The sequence below is a fragment of the Pedobacter changchengzhani genome (genome assembly GCF_004354365.1).
GTDB classification, from domain to species: Bacteria; Bacteroidota; Bacteroidia; order Sphingobacteriales; family Sphingobacteriaceae; genus Pedobacter; species Pedobacter changchengzhani.
In genome coordinates, this window is the sequence record NZ_SJCY01000006.1 from 169,177 (window position 1) to 188,600 (window position 19,424).

A 19,424-nucleotide genomic window follows, 5' to 3' on the forward strand; every position below is an offset into this window, starting at 1 on the left:
CTTATTTTTAGATTATAAATGCAAACAAAACCTATCTCAGCAAAAAAACAATGGCTATTTATTAAAAAAGTTGTATTGTTTACCTTTACTTCTTTTGGTGGTGCACAAGCGCATTTGGCTTTGCTTTTAAAGTATTTTGTGCACAATACTAAATTTATTTCTGAAGAAGAACTGTTGGAGCTTAATGCTTTAGCACAGGTATTGCCTGGCCCTGCATCTACGCAAACTTTAGTGGGTATTGCTTGGAAAGTTGGAAAACTAAAACTTGCAATCATAACGTTCCTAATCTGGATTATTCCCACAGCTTCGGTAATGACTTTTGCTGCCATAAGTTATGCCATGTTGGATCAGAAACAGAAATTTATCGATATTCTTCATTATATACAACCTATTGCTTTGGGCATTGTTGGTTATGGTGCATTTAAATTAGGTAAAAAAGTACTTACCAATCAAATTTCAATATTTTTAGCAGTAGGTTCCATTATTGCCACTTTAGTTTTAAAAAACGCCTATGTGTTTCCTTTGGCTATTTTAATAGGAGGGATGATTTCTTCGGCCTTGGCTACACCAACAGAAGAATCAGATTTGCGCGTAAAACTGTTCTCAAACATCAATCCACGCAAATTAATTTATTTTTTGGGCGCCTTACTGTTGTTCGCATTGGTGGGGGCAATCATCAACAGAACATCTCCTTTTAGTTTGCCAATCCGCTTGTTGGAAAATTTTTATCGAAATGGAATTCTAGTTTTTGGTGGCGGACAAGTGCTCGTGCCATTAATGTTTACCGAGTTTGTACAAATGAAGCATTATTTGGCGGCGCCGGGTTTCTTATCAGGCTTTGCACTGCAACAGGCATTACCTGGCCCGACTTTCTCTTTTAGCAGTTATTTGGGTGCTTTAAGTATGAAGAATTTTGGCTATGGTGTTTGGGGGCAAATATTAGGTGGAGTAATTGGCGTAGTTGGTATCAATTTACCCGGCTTAATTTTGGTATTATTTATTGTTCCATTCTGGGATGACTTGAAAAAAATCTCTCGAATTCGCTATAGTTTAGCTGGCATTAATGCGGTAAGCGTTGGTTTTATAATTGCAGCGTTTATCCTTTTACTCATCCCGATAGGTATAAATTGGCTTTTCATTTTAATTATGATTGCCACGTTTTTAACACTAAATTTTACAAAAATTAGTCCACCAATTATTGTGCTAATCGGGATATTGATTGGTTATTTGTTCTAATTAATTTGTTTAATAAACATCCATAAAATATTCAAAAATAGTACTTTGTGGTATTTATATCAAGTTAATAATAATCTTAATTGATGTATTAAAATTGCATTAACATCATCACAATCCTTGAGCAAATATTTTTATTTCATTTTTTAAAAAGGCGGTTCGTCATCATTATAATCATCCATTTTCGAAGGGCGAATAATCACATTACTTTGTTTTTCAAAATCTTGAGAAGGATACATTCCGGATGAAGGACTATCCATTGAAAAAGAAGTTGGAGCGCTAAAATCCTCTTCAAGATCAGTAAATTTAACAAACTTTCCAATAAACCTAAGTGGCACAATTCCGGTTTCGCCGTTACGGTGCTTTGCAATAATTACTTCACCAACACCTGCCTGCGATCTACCTTGCTCATCTTCCGTAATTCCGTAATATTCAGGTCGGTATAAGAATAACACCATATCTGCATCTTGCTCAATAGATCCCGATTCACGTAAATCGGACAGCATTGGGCGTTTACCTTGCAAACCTGGTCTGCTTTCTACCGCACGACTTAATTGGGAAAGTGCTAAAACGGGTACATCGAGTTCTTTAGCAACTGATTTTAATGCTCTCGAAATACTACCAATCTCTTGTTCACGGTTACCGCCACCTTTACCGCCTTCGCCTTTACCGTGCATGAGTTGAAGGTAATCTACAATCACCAATTGGATATCGTATTGAGATTTTAATCTTCGGCATTTTGCTCTAAATTCAAAAATATTTAGTGCCGGTGTATCGTCAATTAGGAGCGGAGCTTCTGTTAATCTGCCAATTTTGCTGTGCAATTGTTGCCATTCCCACTCCTGTAAATTTCCTTTTCTAATTTTTTCTTGTTCTATTTCGGCTTCGCCGGATATTAAACGATTTACCAATTGCACGGATGACATCTCTAATGAGAAAACTACGGTAGGTTTTTGAAAATCTACAGCCGCATTACGAGCGCAAGTTAGTACAAAAGCCGTTTTTCCCATCGCCGGACGGGCTGCAATAATCACCAAATCTTGTTTTTGCCAACCACCAGTAATTCTGTCTAAACCTGTAAAGCCTGTTGGAACACCCGTTAAACCATCTGTTTTGGTACGAAGTTCTTCAAGCGTAGCTAAAGATTGCTTAATAATATCGTCCATTTTTTGGGTATCTCTACGCAAATTATTTTGGGCAATATCGAATAAACCTTTTTCTGCATGATCTAAAAGGTCGAAAATATCAGTGGTATCTTCGTAAGCACTGGTAATAATATCTGTAGAAATCCGTATTAACTCTCTCTGAATATATTTTTGAGAAATAATTCGGGCGTGGTATTCAATATTAGCGGCCGATGCTACCCGGTTAGTTAGGTTGGTAATGTAATAAGCACCACCAACAATTTCTAAAGTGCCCATTTGGCGCAATTCAGATGTAACGGTTAAAATATCGACTGGTTTCGATTTTTCGAAAAGATTATGAATGGCAGCAAAAATTTTTTGATGAGATTCGTGGTAAAAAACTTCGGGTTTTAAAATATCGATTACCGTTGATAGGGCATCTTTTTCGAGCATTAGCGCGCCTAAAACAGCTTCTTCAAGATCTAAAGCTTGTGGAGGTAATTTCCCCATTGAACTTACAGTATTACTCAGTCTTGCTTTTCGTGCTGTTATATTCGGTTTTCCACCTTGATCATTATCCATACTCATACTACAAAAGTAGGTAAAACTTTTGCCGATTAATGGAACAAGTTATTAGCTCTTTGCTAACAAATTGAAGTTTAACGAAATGAAATTTTATCAAAATTTTAGCGTATCACTATTTTCCAACAATTAAATGTTAATAAGGTAATTATTGATTAGGGGCAAAACTTTTAAATCAATACTTTTGCAAAACAATTATAAAAAATGGATAATTTTAGAAGACCACAAAGAGCAAAAGAAAATAATGAGTTTGTATTTGGTATTAGAGCTGTTATAGAAGCCATTAAAGCGGGGAGAGATATTGAAACCATTTATGTACAACGTGGTTTAGGTGGCGATTTATTTTTAGAATTGAAGGCACTGTTATCCGGCTCGTTAATTCCATTAAACACTGTTCCGGTAGAAAAACTGAACAGAATGTCGCAGAAAAACCACCAAGGGGTTATTGCAGTTATTTCTCCAATTACCTATCAAAATATCGAAGACCTAGTGCCGGCTATTTTTGAAAGTGGTGAAACACCTTTAATTTTAGTTTTAGATAGCATAACCGATGTAAGAAATATGGGCGCCATTGCCAGAACAGCATCTTGTTCGGGTGTTCATGCAATTGTTGTTCCGTTAAAAAATGCTGCTCAAATTAATGCCGATGCGATTAAAACTTCTGCTGGCGCATTATTTAACATTCCAATTTGCAGGCATTCTAATTTGCATAAAATATGTTTGTTTTTACAAGAAAGTGGCTTACAATTAGTTGCATGTACCGAAAAGACGAACGATTTAATTTATGCGCCAGATTATATGTTGCCCACCGCAATTATTATGGGTTCGGAAGATGAAGGAATTTCCAACGATCTTTTGCGCGTTGCCGATCATTTAGCAAAAATACCAATGTCTGGCAAAATTGAATCGTTAAATGTATCAGTTTCTGCTGGCGTAATTTTATACGAAGCAGTAAGACAAAGAAATGCATAATTCTCCTGTTGTAAATTTTCTCAGCGAACGTTTGTATTAGAATTCCTATTTCTATGTTTTTGTTATCGCATTCGTTCTTCAGCGATAGAAGCTAAATTTTTGAAAACGAAGTATTTTCAAAAAAGTGAAACATTTTTACAAAAAAGAAGCTGTCTCAAAATTAAAAATTCAGAAAATATAAAAGAATTAAATTTGGCGGTTTCGTCATGCTCAGCTTGACTGGGCATCCTAATGCTTTTTAGGCAATAATTCATAGCCTTTCTATCGCTTTAAGATTCCCGTCTTCACGGGAATGACGACTTTGCAAAATATTATTCTTCTAACAAATCATCAAAATGAATTTTGAGATAGCCTCTTTTTATTTTTTATATCTGTCTTCTGAAAACTGTATTTTGTGCCCACTTTACAAGGTTAGAAAATTATATAAATTTGGTGCCAAATCTGGATTTTACATCCGCAACAACTTCTTTTACTTTCTGTTCTTCATCTCTAGGGCAAATCATCAAAATATTATCATTTTCAACCACCACAAAATCATGTAGTCCGCGTAAAATAACCAATTTATCTTTTGGTACGTTTACCATGCAATTAGATGAATCGTACATGATAACATGTTCAGATGGGATAACAACATTTCCGACGTAATCTTTATCTGCCATATCGTAAATAGAAGCCCACGTTCCTAAATCAGACCAACCAAAATCTGCAGGCAACACATATACGTTATCTGCCTTTTCCATAATTCCAAAATCTATCGAAATATTGGTGCACTGTAAATACGCGTTGTTGATAAATGACTTTTCGCGATCAGAGTTCATTGCATTTTTTCCAGCAATGAAAATTTCGTGCATATCTGGCAGGTGTTTCTCAAATGAAGAAAGAATAGATTTTGCCGACCAAATAAAAATTCCCGAGTTCCATAAAAAATCGCCACTTTGAATAAATGATTTTGCCAATTCTAGGTTTGGTTTTTCGGTAAACGTTTTTACCTTATGCAAATCTTTATCCGATTTTAAGTTATGATCGGTGTATTGAATATAGCCGTAACCTGTATCGGCTCTGCTCGGTTTTATCCCTAAAGTAATTAGCGTATTATTTTCTGTTGATGCCTTAAGTGCTTGATTGATAGCGCTTAAAAAACCTTCAGAATTAGATATGGTATGATCTGATGGCGCCACCACAATTTGAGCATCTGGGTTAAGTTCAGAAATTTTTAAACAACCGTAAGCAATACATGGTGCCGTATTTCTTAGTAAAGGTTCGCCAAGAATTTGATTTTCACACAAATCTGGTAATTGTTGTTTTATAAGGTCTGTATAAATTTCATTGGTAACGATAAATATATTTTCTGGCGGGCAAACCTTTAAAAATCTATCGTAAGTGCTTTGAATTAATGTTTTTCCAACGCCAAAAAAATCGATAAATTGCTTTGGATAATCAGTGCGGCTAGCAGGCCAAAATCGGCTTCCAACACCACCGGCCATAATTAATGCGTAATAGTTTTTATTCATTTTTAAGATCTAAACGATACCCTCTTTCAAAAGATCGTGTAAGTGAATTATGCCAAAGTAAGTATCTTTTTCTAAAACTAAGAGTTGTGTAATGTTATTTTCTTTTAACATTTCTAAGGCATGTACAGCTAATTCGCTGTGCTGTATATTTTTAGGGTTAGTCCCCATAATATCTTCAGCTATTAAATTTTCAATATTCGAAAAGTTTTCCAACATACGCCTAATGTCTCCATCAGTTATAATCCCTAAAACTTTGTCATTATCATTTGTAACAACTACTGCCCCCAAACGGTTTTTACTAATTTCTATTAATACGTCTTTTACGCTTGCCGATGGTTTAATGCACGGTTTTTCGTTAGATCGAGCAATATCGCCAGCTTTTAGATACAACTTCTTTCCCAACGATCCGCCAGGATGATATTTTGCAAAGTCTTTTTCATTAAAATCTCTGCACTCCAAAAGGCAAACCACTAATGCATCGCCCATGGCCAATTGCGCAGTAGTACTTGTTGTAGGGGCAAGGTTGTGCGGGCAAGCTTCTCTTTCTACTGCGGTATTTAAAATTAAATCGGCGTGTTGCGCTAAAAACGAATTTAATTCGCCAACCATGCCAACCAATAAGTTACCAGATAATTTTAAAAGCGGGATTAAAACCTTTATTTCTGGCGTATTTCCACTTTTGGATAAGCAAATAACGACGTCATTTTTCTGAATCATGCCTAAGTCGCCGTGTATTGCATCGGCGGCGTGCATAAAAATTGCAGGCGTACCTGTAGAGTTTAATGAAGCCACAATTTTTTGTGCAATAATGGCACTTTTGCCGATTCCGGTAACTATAACGCGCCCGTCGATTTTTAAAATAGCGTTCACTACCTTTTCAAAATCGGCATTAATGTTCTTTGCAACATTTAAAATTGCAGCAGCCTCAAGCTGTAAAGTGCTAATGGCAGATTCGATAATTGATATTTTACTTTTCAAAGAGAAAAAAAATGTAAGTTAATATTTGATTATGTTGCAAAATTATGTTATTTTGGATACAAAAATAGCATAGGTTATTTTATTACACAAAATGGACGTTAAAAAGTCGTTATTTGATAACCTGCAAAATTTTTTCGGGTTCGATAATTTCAAAGGTGATCAAGAATCAATCATCACAAATATTTTAGAAGGCAATAATACTTTTGTAATTATGCCAACGGGTGGAGGCAAATCTATTTGCTACCAGTTGCCTGCATTAATGAGCGAAGGTACAGCAATTGTAATTTCTCCGCTAATTGCGTTAATGAAAAACCAAGTGGACCAATTACGGGCTTTTGGTGGCAACGATAGCATTGCACATTTTCTAAATTCATCCTTAAATAAATCAGAAATTATTCAGGTAAAATCTGATTTATTGAGCGGACAAACCAAGCTATTGTACGTTGCTCCAGAATCTTTAGCCAAACAAGATAATATCGATTTCTTAAAATTGATAAAAATTTCTTTCGTAGCTGTTGATGAGGCGCACTGTATTTCGGAATGGGGCCATGATTTTAGACCTGAGTACAGGAAAATTAGGCAAGTAATTGGAGGGTTGGGCGATCATATCCCAATTATCGCTTTAACTGCAACGGCAACCCCGAAGGTACAGCAAGATATTGTTAAAAATTTAGGCATGCTGGAGGCAACTTTATTTAAGTCGTCGTTTAACAGGCCAAACCTTTTCTACGAAATCCGCCCTAAAAGAGACATTACCAAAGAGATTATTAAATACATTAAGGCCAATACAGGTAAATCGGGCATTATTTATTGCTTAAGCCGTAAAAAAGTTGAAGAAGTTGCTGAAGCCTTAAACCTGAATGGGATTAGTGCTTTACCTTATCATGCGGGTTTAGATCCAAAAGTAAGGGCAGAAACACAAGATCGGTTTTTGATGGAAGATGCTGAGGTTATTGTGGCTACAATTGCCTTCGGTATGGGGATTGATAAACCCGATGTTCGTTTTGTAATTCATCACGATGTGCCGAAAAGTATGGAAGGCTATTACCAAGAAACGGGTAGGGCAGGTCGCGATGGCGGAGAAGGGGTTTGTATTACTTTTTATGCACAGAAAGATGTAGATAAACTCGCAAAGTTTATGAAAGATAAACCTGTTGCGGAAAGAGAAATAGGTACACAGATTTTGAAAGAAGTAATTGATTATGCCGAATCGGGCGTGTGCAGGCGAAAACAAATTCTTCATTATTTTGGCGAAAACTTTAACGAAACTGGTTGCAATTGCATGTGCGATAACTGCAAAAAGCCAAAAAAACAGTTTGACGCTGAACAGCACTTATCAACTGTTTTAAAATTTATACAAAATACGGGCGAGAAATTTGATGATCTCCATTTATTAAATGTTTTTTTGGGCTTTGAAACTGCACAAACCATTGCTTATGAACACAGCAAGTTGCCCGAATTTGGTTTAGGAAAAGCAGATGGAGAGTTGATGTGGAAATCGATCATCCGCCAGGCGGTGCTTAACAATTTTCTGTTTAAAGATATTGATAATTACGGACTGCTAAAATTAACCAAACAGGGTAAAGATTTTATAGAAAATCCCTACGGATTAAAATTCATTTTAAATGAACTTATAGAATCTGCAGCAGATGATGATGAGGATGAAGTAAAACATGGTTCGGGTGCTTTGGATAATCAATTGTTGCTTCTCCTTAAAGATTTACGTAAAAAAATATCGAAACAAAAAAACGTACCACCGTTTGTTGTTTTTCAAGATCCATCATTAGAGGAAATGTGTACACATTATCCAGTATCTAGTGAAGAACTAAAACAAATATCTGGTGTTGGTTCTGGTAAGGCAATGAAATTTGGTCCTCCATTTATCGAGCTGATTAAAAAGTATGTTGAAGATAATGATATTGAGCGTCCAATTGACTTGATTATTAAGACTCAAGCCAATAAATCGCAAATGAAAGTTTCAATCATCCAAAATATTGATAGACAAATCGGTTTAGAGGATATTGCTAATGCTAAGGGAATTACTTATGAGGAAATTTTAAAGGAAGTCGAATCTATCGTAAACTCCGGCACAAAACTTAATCTCAATTATTTTATTGATGAAGTTATTGATGATGACCGACAAGACGAGGTTTTCGATTATTTTAGAGCAGCCGAAAGTGATTCCATCGATCAGGCTTTGAACGAACTCGGCGATACCGATTACACTCGTGAAGAAATCCAATTGATGAGAATTAAGTTTATGAGTGAATTGGGGAATTAGAATAGGGTAAGGCTGAGGCTGAGGTTGAGGTTAAGGCTGAGACCAAGGTTGAGGTTAAGATTTGAGTTTTTATACGACTTTACCAAAACTCATATCTCATCACTTATAACTGACAACTAAAAAACGAATGGGCGCTATATTTAAATAGACTAAATAATCGTCCAGATAAGTTATGGAGAAATCCAAGCATTTTAAAACAAGGGAAAACATTCGGAAATATTTTTGCAAAATCAGGGAGGATACTGGAAGTCGCTGGAAAAATTATGGATAAAGTTGGCACAGTTATGATATACTACGACATTTTAAGTAGTGGCTCTCCCAGTTTAATTACTAAAGATGCAATTCAAGAATCCACCATCGACCAAATATCTAGATTATGCCAAAAAACTCGACCATACAACCTTTAAAATTTAAGTCTATTGTGCCAGTAAGCAATATTTTTTTCTTTGTAACTCCACTTTTTTTCTTGTTAACAATTTACTTATACAGGGAGATCAACATTACTGCTCTTTTATTTAATTTTTTATTGGGAATAGCTATTTTTTATGTAATGTTTGCACGTTTCGGTTGTAATGTACTAATCAAAAATAACGAAATGAGCATAATTTATTTTATGCCGTGGCGAAAAAAAATGGAAGTGAACCTCAATAATTATAAATGCTTGAGTTATGGAAGAAGTTTCTATTCTCTTTCGTTAAACAACAGGCTTGGATATTTTTCGCTGTTTAGGATTTGTTATGATGTCCTTATCTTAACTAATGATGAAAAAAAAATAGAAATTAAAATAAACACTATGATGTTTGGCTTTATGAAGATGATTTCGTTTCTAAAAAATAAGATAGGACTAAAAGAAACAAAACCAAGTATCTCAAAAGAAATTATTTGGTGATGATATCCGCTGCCCAACAAAAGAAAGTAGGTTACTGAAAGCTGTTTGCTGTTGAAAAAAAAGATAAAACTCTATTGTTATTAGTAGGGAATAGACCATATAAAATTTACAAGAATCAAATTATGTTCAAATTAGAAAACTTTAAAAATACCGATTCGGGAAATTTCTTTTTAATGGCTGGTCCTTGTGCCATCGAAAGTGAAGAAATGGCTTTTAGAATTGCAGAAAAAATTGTTGGCATAACTACTAAATTGAAAATTCCATATATTTTTAAAGGTTCATATCGCAAGGCGAATAGGAGTAAAGGAAGCTCTTTTACTGGTATTGGTGATGAAAAAGCTTTAAAAATTTTAGAAAAAGTTGGCCGTGAATTTGGTGTGCCAACTGTAACTGATATACATGAAAGTAAGGAAGCCGCAATGGCTGCAGCTTATGTTGATGTGTTACAAATTCCAGCTTTTTTATGCAGACAGACGGATTTGTTAATTGCGGCAGCAGAAACGGGAAAAGTGGTTAATGTAAAAAAGGGTCAGTTTCTTTCTGCCGGATCAATGAAATTTGCTGTCGAAAAAATTAAGGAAGCCGGAAATGATAAAGTAATTTTAACCGACAGAGGCAACACTTTTGGTTACCAAGATTTAATAGTTGATTATAGGGGTTTGCCTGAAATGCAAAGTTTTGGTGTGCCAGTGGTGATGGATTGCACACACTCGCTTCAACAACCAAACCAAAGTAGTGGCGTAACCGGAGGAAAACCAGCATTAATTTTAACCATCGCGAAAGCGGCAATTGCCGTTGGTGCCGATGGTTTATTTATCGAAACGCATCCCGATCCAAAAAATGCAAAATCAGATGGCGCCAACATGCTACATTTAGATTTGCTCGAAGAAACGTTGGAGAAATTGATCAGAATTAGACAAGCAATTTTATAAATGAGCGATAAAAAGAACGTATTTCTGACTGCAGAATGGCGAAAACTCGCACTTGCGCAATATGCTGTGGAAAAAGAAATTCTTTTAAAGTATTTGCCTCCTCATACAGAATTAGATGATTGGCAGGGAAAATACTACGTTAGCTTAGTTGGTTTTATGTTTCTTGATGTAAAACTTATGGGCATTAGCATTCCCTTCCACACCAATTTTGAAGAAGTAAATCTTCGTTTTTATGTTAAATATAAAGAAGAAGGTATTTGGAAAAGAGGTGCTGTTTTTATAAGTGAAATTGTGCCCTTGCCTGCCATCACTTTTGTAGCCAATACAATTTACAAAGAAAAGTACCAAACCTTACCCATGAAACATGTTTGGAATAAGAATGCTGAAGAGTTGATCGTTGAATATTTGTGGAAAAATTCAAGGTGGAATAAATTTGCAATTACATCTTCCCCACAAATTGAACCAATGGCGCTAGGAAGTGAAGAAGAGTTTATTACCGAGCACTACTGGGGTTATACCAAAATTGGACCTAATAAAACATCAGAATATGGGGTTGAACACCCACGTTGGGAAGTTTACCCGGTTAAAGAATATACAATTGATCTTGATTTTGGCGAAAACTATGGAAAGGATTTCGAATTTTTAAACAACAGGAAACCAGATTCAGTATTTTTAGCCGAAGGTTCAGAAATTCGGGTAATGAAAGGTAAGAAGTTTTAAAATACAATACCAAAATTTTACCCACAATGGTACAGGAATCTCAAAGTAAACTATAATAAAAAACGATATAATGCAGGTAATTAAATCCTATGATTATCTGCACGCCAATTTTTAACCGATTTTTTAATATCATCAGCCGAAAGTTTTTCTGTAATTGCGCGTTGCACCAACAACAAATACTCTTCATCGCTTGCGAAACGTAAAGCTAAAATTTGGCTCATCGTCATTTCATTCGGAAACGATTTACCTGCCATAATAAAATATCTTAATTTTTCTTCGGCTCTTGCTGCTCTGTCTTGTGCTTTTAAAGCATACGTCCGTGCAAAATAGGTTGCAAATAAAATTAAAATAAAAGCAACAGCTAATAAACCAGTTATCATGCTAGGGTTTTGGAAAAAAGTAACAATCGAAGTAATGATACCAATTAAAATTATTGGCATAGTTATAAAATGAAATGTTTTATGAAAGCGTTTGTGGTTTAAATAGTTTTGAGTCATATTATTTTTAAATTTTTGTTATGATAAATGATGTTCTGCGGTTAATTTTTCTTCCTAATTCAGTTAAATTATCAGCAACCGGCTTGCTTGCACCAAAGCCTTTAAAGGTAAGTCTTTTTGCGTCAACATCGTTTTTAATTAAATAATTATAAACTGCATTGGCTCTATTGAACGATAATTTTTCATTCAGTTTATCATCCCCAACGTTATCTGTAAAACCTTGAATCTCGATATTAACTTTTTCATTCTCATTTAAAAAGTTCACTAAAATATCTAATTCTTTTATTGATGCAGGCAGTAAATTAAACTTGTTGGTATCAAAAAAAATGTTTTTTAAAGTAACATTTCCACCCGCTTTAATTTTCTCAATGTCCACTTCGATGATGTACGGCTTATTAATGTCGCTCATTTTAACATCATAATTATCCGAGAAAAATAAATAACCTACCGCACTAATATTAAATAAATAATTACCACCCAAAGGCAAAACGGCTAAAAACTCACCGGTTTTTTCATCCGTATAATCATCAAAAACGGTTTTATTTGTGTTTAAATCAATCACCTGAACATTACTTTCGATTGTTTTTTTAGAGTCTTTATCCTTTACAATCCCTTTAACGTAAGTAATTTTTGCTGGCTTTGCCTCATCGGGAATGCCAAAACAATAAATATCCTGACCACCAAAACCTCCTGCTAAGTTAGAAGAGAATAAACCCAAATTACCATCTGCACTTACCGCAAGGCCACTCTCATTTTCGAAAGAATTAATCGGAAAACCAATATTTACTGGTTTTTGCCAATTTCCACGATCATCTAATCTGCTGAAATAAATATCTTTGTTACCAAACCCAGGCCATCCTGCTGATGAAAAATATAATGTTTTACCATCTGCATGGAGAAAAGGTGTATTTTCATCGTAAGCAGTATTAATATTTGGACCTAAGTTTACTGCTTCCCCCCATTTTGCATCATCAGAAATGGTACTTTTCCAAATGTCGTAACCGCCAAATCCGCCTGGCCTGTTGCTCACGAAGAAAAGTGTTTTTCCATCCGGACTTATCGCTGGTTGCGAATCCCAATATTCGGTATTCACTGGCGCACCAACATTGTAAGGATCTCCCCATTCTTCGCCCTCTTTACGCGAAACATAAATATCACAACGGCCTAATCCATCCGGACGATTGCAACCCGTAAAGAATAAGTATTTTCCATCAGGAGAAATAGTTTGCGCACCTTCGTTATACCTAACCGTATTTATTTTACCCAATAAAGGTGTGGCTAAAGTCCATTCATTGTTTTTAAATTTCGAAGTCCAAAAATCTTCGTTGCTATTTATTTGTCGCGTAAAGATTAACGTTTCTCCATCGGCAGTTAAAGCAGGAAAATATTCAGAATCGGATGTGTTGATATGCTCACCCAAATTTTTAGGCGTATATTTAACGGGTTTCTTTATCGATTCAGCAGCAAAATCGCAGTCTAAAATATATTTTTTTGTTTGCTTTGTTTTCTCTACAGAAGAATCTAAAATCAAAAATTGTTCGAAATCTTGCTTTGCTTTTAAAAAATCAGTCGTGGCAAATTCCATTTCAGCCAGATAATAATAAATATCTGAATGTACATTTTTACTGATTGAGATGGTTTTAAAATAGTATTCTTTAGCTTTTTGATAGTCTTTTTGAGCCCGATAGATGTGCCCTAAAGATATTAAGGCAAGTTGAAAATCAGGATCTAATTGTACAGCATCAATTAAAAGTGGTAAAGCATTTGCATAATCTTGCTGTTGAACATACGGAAAGGCTTTTTCGTATTGACTTTGTGCTTTTTTGCTCGAAGAGTTTTGAGCAAAGCTATAAACACAAATCAAGTTAAAAAATAAGAGCATCCAATATTTCATAACAATTACATTTGGTTACAACTAATTTAAACTAATTATGGAATATTAAGGAATTTATGCGTTTGTAAAGAAATTTCCCACTTTGGGTTTGCCATTACATACTCGATAATTAGGGGTGTTATCTCTTTTGATTTTGACCATTCTGGCTGAAGATATAGCTTGCAAGTTGGCGAAACCATTGCGGCATATTCTTCGGCCCACTTAAAATCACTTTTATTAAAAACAATAACTTTTAATTCATGTGCAAAGGGCGTAATATCTGGCCGTGGTGCTTTAAACTTTTTTGGAGATAAACAAATCCAATCCCAATCGCCAGACAGCGGATATGCGCCAGAGGTTTCTATAAAAGTTAAAATTCCTTTTTCCTTAAGCTTCTTTGTTAAATAATCTAAATTATAAATTAAAGGTTCGCCACCTGTAATTACCACCGCTTTACCCGGAAATTTATCTGCATTTTCTACAATTACATCCGAAGAAGTTAGTGGATGCATTTCTGCGTCCCAGCTTTCCTTTACATCACACCAATGACAACCTACATCGCAACCGCCAAGTCTAATAAAATAGGCAGCTTTGCCTGTATTAAATCCTTCGCCCTGTATGGTATAAAATTCTTCCATTAAAGGAAGCAGTGTGCCGTTTTCTGGTATTTCTTGTTTCATTTTTGAGGTTGCAAATATCCTAAAAAAATATGGTGTAGTTGTTCTAACTTTAAAATATAAATGTAAAGATGAAATACGGCTGATATTTATTTGATTAATTTAGCAATTATGAAATGGAGTAAAGTGCTAAACAGCGTACAAATTCCCGCAATTGGCGATATTAAAACTGCTGAGATTGCGGGTAAACAAATTTGTATTATAAATGATGAAGGAAAAATTATAGCCACTCAATCTACTTGCCCGCATGCTGGTGGACATTTTAGCGGTGGCTGGTGCAAAAACGGACATCTAATTTGCCCCGTGCATAGATGGGAATATGATTTAAAAACTGGAAGAGGAGCCGAAGGTCAGGGCGATTATATAGATATTTATGCAACCGAAATTCGAGAAGATGGATTGTATATTGGATTTGAAGAAAGCTGGTGGAGTAAGTTGTGGGGGTAAAATAGTTCAGAAAAAAATATTGGGGGCGTTTTAACACGCTGTCCGCTTTATCTTTTTGGCAGAAAAAGCCAAAAAGGATGCCGCTTCCATCGTTAACGCACATATTAGCTAACGTAAATTAATTCAATAAATATTTTTTAAAAAACTCCTTACAATTTAAAACCTCAATATCCGAAAAGTAGAAATCTTCAATATCTTCGGTAATAATGCATTTACAATTTTGCTGCTTTGCTGCGTAATATTCAAGTCCATCTTCAAAATCGTGTATTTTCTTATTCAATAAGGTATCAGCAACACCTTTTGAAGAATTTTCTGCAATTTTAATATGCTGGCAAATTAAATCTATCTTTTGTTTAGCAAGTGCTGAACTATGTTTTTTTTCGGCAAAATAAAAGGCAATAGCCAGACAAAGAGGAGAGGTATAAACCTCAAATTTTGGGTGCGAAGCTAGACTTAAAATCCGAGAGGAATACGTGAATAGCGGATATTCTTTATTTAATACAGAAACCAACACATTGGCATCTAAAAATATGCTTATCATCGATTATTTTTTAGATGCGAAAAATTCATCCTTTGACGATTTACGTGAAGTTTTAGCTGATTTTTTATATTCAATTTCGCCTTCAGCAACCATGTTTACCCAATCGGTAATCGGGTAATCTTCTAACGATTTATATTCGGTAGCCGTAACTTGCGTTAGTAAGTGTTCTATCAACCGAGATAGGCTAATATTGTTATCAGACGCGTATTTTTTCGCCCTAGTAACAATATCTTGGTTGAAACTTAAAGTGAGTTTTGCGTCCATAGCTATTTTAATTTATAACCAAAGATACATGAATTACGTGTAATAAAAAAATATTTTACGTACAAAATTGAGTAGTGAGAAATAAATTTAATTTTGAGTATTAAGGATAAACGAGCAAAGAACAACGATACAAGGGCAAAACATTCTATATTTTTTATTTTAGGCTTTAGGCTTTAGTCTTTAGTCTTTCTGCTTTGGTCTTTAATCTTTACGCTTTAAGAATAAATTTCTTTCCTTGCCGATGCCAATGTATTTTTCAATAAGCCCACAATTGTCATTAAACCAACTCCACCAGGAACAGGCGTAATAAACGAAGATTTCGGAGCTACATTTTCAAAATCTACATCGCCGAAAAGTTTAAAACCAGATTTTGTTTCTGTAGAAGTTTCTCGGTTTATACCCACATCAATTATAATTGCACCAGTTTTTACCATATCGGCAGTCACAAAATTCTTTTTACCAATAGCCGCAATAATAATATCGGCTTGTAAAATTTGAGTTTTTAAATCTTTAGTACGAGAATGGGTTAGTGTAACCGTACAATTGCCAGGATTTGTATTGCGGGCCATTAAAATACTCATCGGGCTACCCACAATATTGCTTCTACCTACTACAACACAGTGCATGCCGGTAGTATCAATATTATATTCTTGCAACATCAACAAAATACCATAAGGTGTGGCGGGAATAAAGCAGGGCAGATTACGCATCATCCTACCCAGGTTTACAGGGTGAAAACCATCTACATCTTTTCGGTAATCAATTTTTTCCGTTACTTTTTCAGGATCGATATGTTTTGGTAAAGGCAGTTGCACAATTAAACCGTCAACACCGGCGTCTTGATTAATTTCTTCAATTTTGGCTAATAATGCTGCTTCAGTTACCGAATTATCATATCTATAAAGCGAAGATTTAAACCCAACCTTTTCGCAGTTTTTCATTTTACTTGCAACATAAGTTTCGCTTCCACCGTCGTTGCCAACTAAAATAGCCACTAAATGAGGCTTTCTTCCGCTTTTGGCCAAAAATTCTGCAGCTTCTTCGGCTATTTGAAGTTTAATTTTTTCTGAGGTCGATTTTCCGTCTAACAGTTGCATATTCTAATCTTTTGTAAGTTTTAAATCACAAATTTATATAATTCTTTTTCCGAAAAGTTTTCTTCGGGTAATAAGTTTGGGTTTTGTTTTGCGATGCCAATTTTTTGGTTAACGTTTAACAACATTGTTAAAGGTTTATTGCCATAAAACGCTGCCCACTGGCTAAACGTACTTGGTGGGCCAATAATTGCATCGCATTTTGCTAACAAATATAAATCGATAATAAAATGTCGGGGTTCAACTATTACATCCAAACCCGCAAATTTATCAATTTCAACCATATCATTACTTGTAATCAAAAATACGCAAGTTTTTCCAATTGCCGAATATTCACTTTTTAGGGCGTGCATCCAGCTTGCGTAATTTTCATCAGTAAAAAACCATTTTCCGTTTGCAAACTCTTTGTAATCGCCACGGCGAATATGAACTCCAATTACAACATCTGCCTTTATTTTTACCTCGTTAGCAATGCGATTAATTTCAGTTTGATATGGTTTTACTGGCGTAAAAAATTTACAAATCGTTTCACGGTGTTTACGTAGGTTTTGCAAATCTCTAAACATCCAACCTTGGGCTAAAATAACCTTATTTTGTGCGTCGGCTACAAAGTTGGAGTCGTTTAAATCAAATATCTTTTGTGTAATATCGTTACTAAAATTGGTATGGTAAAATTTTTTCAGCGTTGGCGTTTTACCAAATCTTCGGTGTGTAAAAGTAAACCAATTTTTAAAAACATTACTGTAAAGGTGATCTAACTTATAAGAAAAAGAGCGCTTAATCGTTATTGGATATCCATCAAAATAGTTATGGTCAGTTGCTTCAAAATACGATTTATACTTGTAAAACCCAATGTTTACCAGCTTGTATTTGTAGGTTAAACTATTGGCAATAAAACTCGAAAAGCCAAATAACCTATTGCATAACTGCGAACTCTGACTATTAATGATGACCATTTAATCCAATTTCAAAACCGCCATAAATGCCGATTGAGGAATTTCTACGTTCCCAACCTGGCGCATACGCTTTTTACCTTTTTTCTGCTTTTCTAATAGCTTACGTTTACGAGAAATATCGCCACCATAACATTTAGCAGTTACATCTTTACGCAATGCACTAAGCGTTTCGCGGGCAATAACTTTAGCGCCAATTGAGGCTTGTATTTTAATTTCAAACTGCTGGCGCGGAATTAATTCTCTTAATTTTTCGCAAATTTTCTTTCCGAAATCATACGCATTACTTCTATGAATTAATGATGATAATGCATCAACAGGTTCTTCGTTCAGCAACAAATCCAAACGGACTAAATCTGATTTACGATACCCGATTTGGTGATAATCGAAAGATGCGTAACCTTTAGAAATTGTTTTTAATTTATCATAAAAATCAAATACAATTTCGGCCATAGGCAATTCGAAAATCAACTCCACACGATCGGAAGTTAGATAAGATTGATTTGCGATAATACCCCTTTTTTGAATACATAGAGACATTATCGGTCCAACAAATTCTGCTTTAGTGATGATATTTGCTTTTATAAATGGTTCTTCAACTGAATCCAATTTACTTGGGTCGGGTAAATCTGATGGATTATTTACCATAAACTCATCACCTTTGGTGGTATGTGCAATGTAAGAAACGTTGGGTACAGTTGTAATAACCGTCATATCAAATTCGCGTTCTAAGCGCTCCTGCACAATTTCCATGTGCAACATGCCCAAAAATCCGCAACGAAATCCAAAACCTAAAGCAGCAGAGCTTTCGGGTTCAAAAACAATTGATGCGTCATTCAACTGCAACTTGTGCATCGCTTCGCGCAATTCCTCATACTCATCCGTATCAACGGGATAAATACCTGCAAAAACCATTGGTTTAACCTCTTCAAAACCTTGAATCGATTCCAACGAAGGTCTTTCTACTGTTGTTATAGTATCGCCAACTTTTACTTCACGCGCTTCTTTAATACCTGAAATAATGTAACCCACATCGCCCGTTTTAACCGAAGTTCGTGGCGACATATCTAATTTCAAAATGCCAACTTCATCGGCCAAATATTGTTTTCCGGTATTGATAAATTTTACCTTATCACCTTTTTTAATTTCTCCGTTTACCACTTTAAAATAAGCAATTATGCCGCGGAAAGAATTAAAAACTGAATCGAAAATTAAAGCTTGCAAGGGAGCCTCTGGATCTCCAACTGGTGCAGGCACACGATCAACAATCGCCTGGATAATATCAGGAATACCTAAGCCAGTTTTGCCAGATGCAGGAATAATATCTTCGCGTTTACAGCCAATTAAATCAATAATTTGATCTTTAACTTCTTCGGGCATTGCACCAGGCAAGTCCATTTTGTTTAAAATTGGAATAATTTCCAAATCATGCTCTAAAGCAAGATATAAGTTGGAAATTGTTTGCGCTTGAATACCTTGCGAAGCATCTACAATAAGTAACGCACCTTCACATGCAGCAATAGAGCGCGAAACTTCATAAGAAAAATCAACGTGTCCAGGCGTATCAATTAAATTGAAGTTATATTCAATATCTCCAACTTTATAATTCATTTGTATAGCATGACTTTTAATTGTTATGCCACGTTCCCGCTCTAAATCCATGTTATCCAGCAATTGTGCCTGCGCTTCACGCTTGGTAATTGTACTGGTATATTCTAATAACCTATCGGCCAACGTACTCTTGCCGTGGTCTATATGTGCAATAATGCAAAAATTCCGTATGTGCTTCATCTTTGCGCAAAGATAGTTTTTTTAATGTGAAATAGAATATGTCAAATTTGGTTTTGAGCACCTTA

General features: G+C 35.2%; 18 protein-coding genes. 7 read left to right on the top strand and 11 right to left on the bottom strand.

The window, feature by feature from the left end:
* Positions 1 to 18 precede the first annotated feature (18 nt).
* A complete protein-coding gene (gene chrA / locus EZJ43_RS10540; protein ID WP_133262673.1) occupies positions 19 to 1,236 on the top strand; it encodes a chromate efflux transporter in 1,218 nt (405 codons plus the stop codon).
* 143 nt (positions 1,237 to 1,379) lie between these two features.
* Here chrA and dnaB read toward each other — a convergent pair whose 3' ends face one another.
* Positions 1,380 to 2,945 (bottom strand): replicative DNA helicase, encoded by a 1,566-nt coding sequence (gene dnaB, locus EZJ43_RS10545; protein ID WP_133262674.1) that lies wholly within the window; start codon positions 2,943 to 2,945, stop codon positions 1,380 to 1,382.
* 198 nt (positions 2,946 to 3,143) lie between these two features.
* On the opposite strand from dnaB, the gene rlmB reads away from it, so the two are divergent.
* A complete protein-coding gene (rlmB, locus tag EZJ43_RS10550) occupies positions 3,144 to 3,911 on the top strand; it encodes a 23S rRNA (guanosine(2251)-2'-O)-methyltransferase RlmB (protein ID WP_133262675.1) in 768 nt (255 codons plus the stop codon).
* Between the two features lie 419 nt (positions 3,912 to 4,330).
* Here the strand turns inward: rlmB and EZJ43_RS10555 are convergent, their stop codons facing one another.
* Together EZJ43_RS10555 and EZJ43_RS10560 are read right to left on the bottom strand one after the other, a co-directional pair.
* Entirely contained in the window at positions 4,331 to 5,422 is a 1,092-nt protein-coding gene (locus EZJ43_RS10555; RefSeq protein ID WP_133262676.1) for a mannose-1-phosphate guanylyltransferase, read from the bottom strand.
* A gap of 9 nt (positions 5,423 to 5,431) precedes the next feature.
* Positions 5,432 to 6,400 (bottom strand): KpsF/GutQ family sugar-phosphate isomerase, encoded by a 969-nt coding sequence (locus tag EZJ43_RS10560; protein ID WP_133262677.1) that lies wholly within the window; start codon positions 6,398 to 6,400, stop codon positions 5,432 to 5,434.
* 91 nt (positions 6,401 to 6,491) lie between these two features.
* On the opposite strand from EZJ43_RS10560, the gene recQ reads away from it, so the two are divergent.
* From recQ to EZJ43_RS10575, 4 genes are all read left to right on the top strand, one after another.
* On the top strand, positions 6,492 to 8,681 hold the full coding sequence (gene recQ / locus EZJ43_RS10565) for a DNA helicase RecQ (protein WP_133262678.1): 2,190 nt from the start codon (positions 6,492 to 6,494) through the stop codon (positions 8,679 to 8,681).
* A gap of 376 nt (positions 8,682 to 9,057) precedes the next feature.
* Positions 9,058 to 9,570 carry a hypothetical protein gene (locus tag EZJ43_RS17160; protein WP_165953142.1) on the top strand — a complete coding sequence of 171 codons (513 nt, stop codon included), beginning with the start codon at positions 9,058 to 9,060 and terminating at the stop codon, positions 9,568 to 9,570.
* Between the two features lie 122 nt (positions 9,571 to 9,692).
* Positions 9,693 to 10,502 carry a 3-deoxy-8-phosphooctulonate synthase gene (kdsA, locus tag EZJ43_RS10570; protein ID WP_133262679.1) on the top strand — a complete coding sequence of 270 codons (810 nt, stop codon included), beginning with the start codon at positions 9,693 to 9,695 and terminating at the stop codon, positions 10,500 to 10,502.
* Positions 10,503 to 11,222, top strand: a complete 720-nt coding sequence (locus tag EZJ43_RS10575; RefSeq protein ID WP_133262680.1) for a YqjF family protein — start codon at positions 10,503 to 10,505, stop codon at positions 11,220 to 11,222.
* An 80-nt stretch (positions 11,223 to 11,302) separates the two neighbouring features.
* Here EZJ43_RS10575 and EZJ43_RS10580 read toward each other — a convergent pair whose 3' ends face one another.
* The 3 genes from EZJ43_RS10580 to EZJ43_RS10590 are packed head-to-tail and all read right to left on the bottom strand — an operon-like array spanning position 11,303 to position 14,272.
* Positions 11,303 to 11,719 carry a DUF6526 family protein gene (locus EZJ43_RS10580; RefSeq protein ID WP_262708859.1) on the bottom strand — a complete coding sequence of 139 codons (417 nt, stop codon included), beginning with the start codon at positions 11,717 to 11,719 and terminating at the stop codon, positions 11,303 to 11,305.
* Between the two features lie 7 nt (positions 11,720 to 11,726).
* On the bottom strand, positions 11,727 to 13,613 hold the full coding sequence (locus EZJ43_RS10585; protein ID WP_133262682.1) for an OmpA family protein: 1,887 nt from the start codon (positions 13,611 to 13,613) through the stop codon (positions 11,727 to 11,729).
* Between the two features lie 35 nt (positions 13,614 to 13,648).
* Complete coding sequence (locus EZJ43_RS10590; protein ID WP_133262683.1) at positions 13,649 to 14,272, bottom strand: 7-carboxy-7-deazaguanine synthase QueE; 624 nt, start codon at positions 14,270 to 14,272, stop codon at positions 13,649 to 13,651.
* A gap of 108 nt (positions 14,273 to 14,380) precedes the next feature.
* On the opposite strand from EZJ43_RS10590, the gene EZJ43_RS10595 reads away from it, so the two are divergent.
* Positions 14,381 to 14,716: a Rieske (2Fe-2S) protein gene (locus EZJ43_RS10595; protein WP_133262684.1), complete on the top strand. Its 336-nt coding sequence runs from the start codon at positions 14,381 to 14,383 to the stop codon at positions 14,714 to 14,716.
* Positions 14,717 to 14,834: 118 nt separating this feature from the next.
* Here the strand turns inward: EZJ43_RS10595 and EZJ43_RS10600 are convergent, their stop codons facing one another.
* From EZJ43_RS10600 to lepA, 5 genes are all read right to left on the bottom strand, one after another.
* The gene (locus tag EZJ43_RS10600) at positions 14,835 to 15,257 is read right to left on the bottom strand and encodes a PIN domain-containing protein (protein ID WP_243718080.1); all 423 of its coding nucleotides are present in this window, start codon (positions 15,255 to 15,257) and stop codon (positions 14,835 to 14,837) included.
* Positions 15,258 to 15,260: 3 nt separating this feature from the next.
* On the bottom strand, positions 15,261 to 15,521 hold the full coding sequence (locus tag EZJ43_RS10605; RefSeq protein WP_133262685.1) for a DUF6364 family protein: 261 nt from the start codon (positions 15,519 to 15,521) through the stop codon (positions 15,261 to 15,263).
* Between the two features lie 215 nt (positions 15,522 to 15,736).
* On the bottom strand, positions 15,737 to 16,618 hold the full coding sequence (locus EZJ43_RS10610) for a bifunctional 5,10-methylenetetrahydrofolate dehydrogenase/5,10-methenyltetrahydrofolate cyclohydrolase (protein WP_133262686.1): 882 nt from the start codon (positions 16,616 to 16,618) through the stop codon (positions 15,737 to 15,739).
* A gap of 20 nt (positions 16,619 to 16,638) precedes the next feature.
* Positions 16,639 to 17,571, bottom strand: coding sequence for an alpha-1,2-fucosyltransferase (locus EZJ43_RS10615; protein WP_133262687.1), 933 nt, complete (start codon positions 17,569 to 17,571; stop codon positions 16,639 to 16,641).
* A complete protein-coding gene (gene lepA, locus EZJ43_RS10620; RefSeq protein ID WP_133262688.1) occupies positions 17,572 to 19,359 on the bottom strand; it encodes a translation elongation factor 4 in 1,788 nt (595 codons plus the stop codon).
* Between the last annotated feature and the right edge of the window lie 65 nt (positions 19,360 to 19,424).

Excerpts from the sequence above, each read along its gene's own strand:
- EZJ43_RS10615 (WP_133262687.1), bottom strand. The coding sequence starts at position 17,571 with ATGGTCATCATTAATAGTCAGAGTTCGCAGTTATGCAATAGGTTATTT.
- EZJ43_RS10590 (WP_133262683.1), bottom strand. The coding sequence starts at position 14,272 with ATGAAACAAGAAATACCAGAAAACGGCACACTGCTTCCTTTAATGGAA.
- EZJ43_RS17160 (WP_165953142.1), top strand. The coding sequence starts at position 9,058 with ATGCCAAAAAACTCGACCATACAACCTTTAAAATTTAAGTCTATTGTG.
- chrA (WP_133262673.1), top strand. The coding sequence starts at position 19 with ATGCAAACAAAACCTATCTCAGCAAAAAAACAATGGCTATTTATTAAA.
- EZJ43_RS10555 (WP_133262676.1), bottom strand. The coding sequence starts at position 5,422 with ATGAATAAAAACTATTACGCATTAATTATGGCCGGTGGTGTTGGAAGC.
- lepA (WP_133262688.1), bottom strand. The coding sequence starts at position 19,359 with ATGAAGCACATACGGAATTTTTGCATTATTGCACATATAGACCACGGC.
- rlmB (WP_133262675.1), top strand. The coding sequence starts at position 3,144 with ATGGATAATTTTAGAAGACCACAAAGAGCAAAAGAAAATAATGAGTTT.
- EZJ43_RS10610 (WP_133262686.1), bottom strand. The coding sequence starts at position 16,618 with ATGCAACTGTTAGACGGAAAATCGACCTCAGAAAAAATTAAACTTCAA.
- EZJ43_RS10575 (WP_133262680.1), top strand. The coding sequence starts at position 10,503 with ATGAGCGATAAAAAGAACGTATTTCTGACTGCAGAATGGCGAAAACTC.
- EZJ43_RS10585 (WP_133262682.1), bottom strand. The coding sequence starts at position 13,613 with ATGAAATATTGGATGCTCTTATTTTTTAACTTGATTTGTGTTTATAGC.
- EZJ43_RS10605 (WP_133262685.1), bottom strand. The coding sequence starts at position 15,521 with ATGGACGCAAAACTCACTTTAAGTTTCAACCAAGATATTGTTACTAGG.
- EZJ43_RS10595 (WP_133262684.1), top strand. The coding sequence starts at position 14,381 with ATGAAATGGAGTAAAGTGCTAAACAGCGTACAAATTCCCGCAATTGGC.
- kdsA (WP_133262679.1), top strand. The coding sequence starts at position 9,693 with ATGTTCAAATTAGAAAACTTTAAAAATACCGATTCGGGAAATTTCTTT.
- recQ (WP_133262678.1), top strand. The coding sequence starts at position 6,492 with ATGGACGTTAAAAAGTCGTTATTTGATAACCTGCAAAATTTTTTCGGG.
- EZJ43_RS10580 (WP_262708859.1), bottom strand. The coding sequence starts at position 11,719 with ATGACTCAAAACTATTTAAACCACAAACGCTTTCATAAAACATTTCAT.
- dnaB (WP_133262674.1), bottom strand. The coding sequence starts at position 2,945 with ATGAGTATGGATAATGATCAAGGTGGAAAACCGAATATAACAGCACGA.
- EZJ43_RS10600 (WP_243718080.1), bottom strand. The coding sequence starts at position 15,257 with ATGATAAGCATATTTTTAGATGCCAATGTGTTGGTTTCTGTATTAAAT.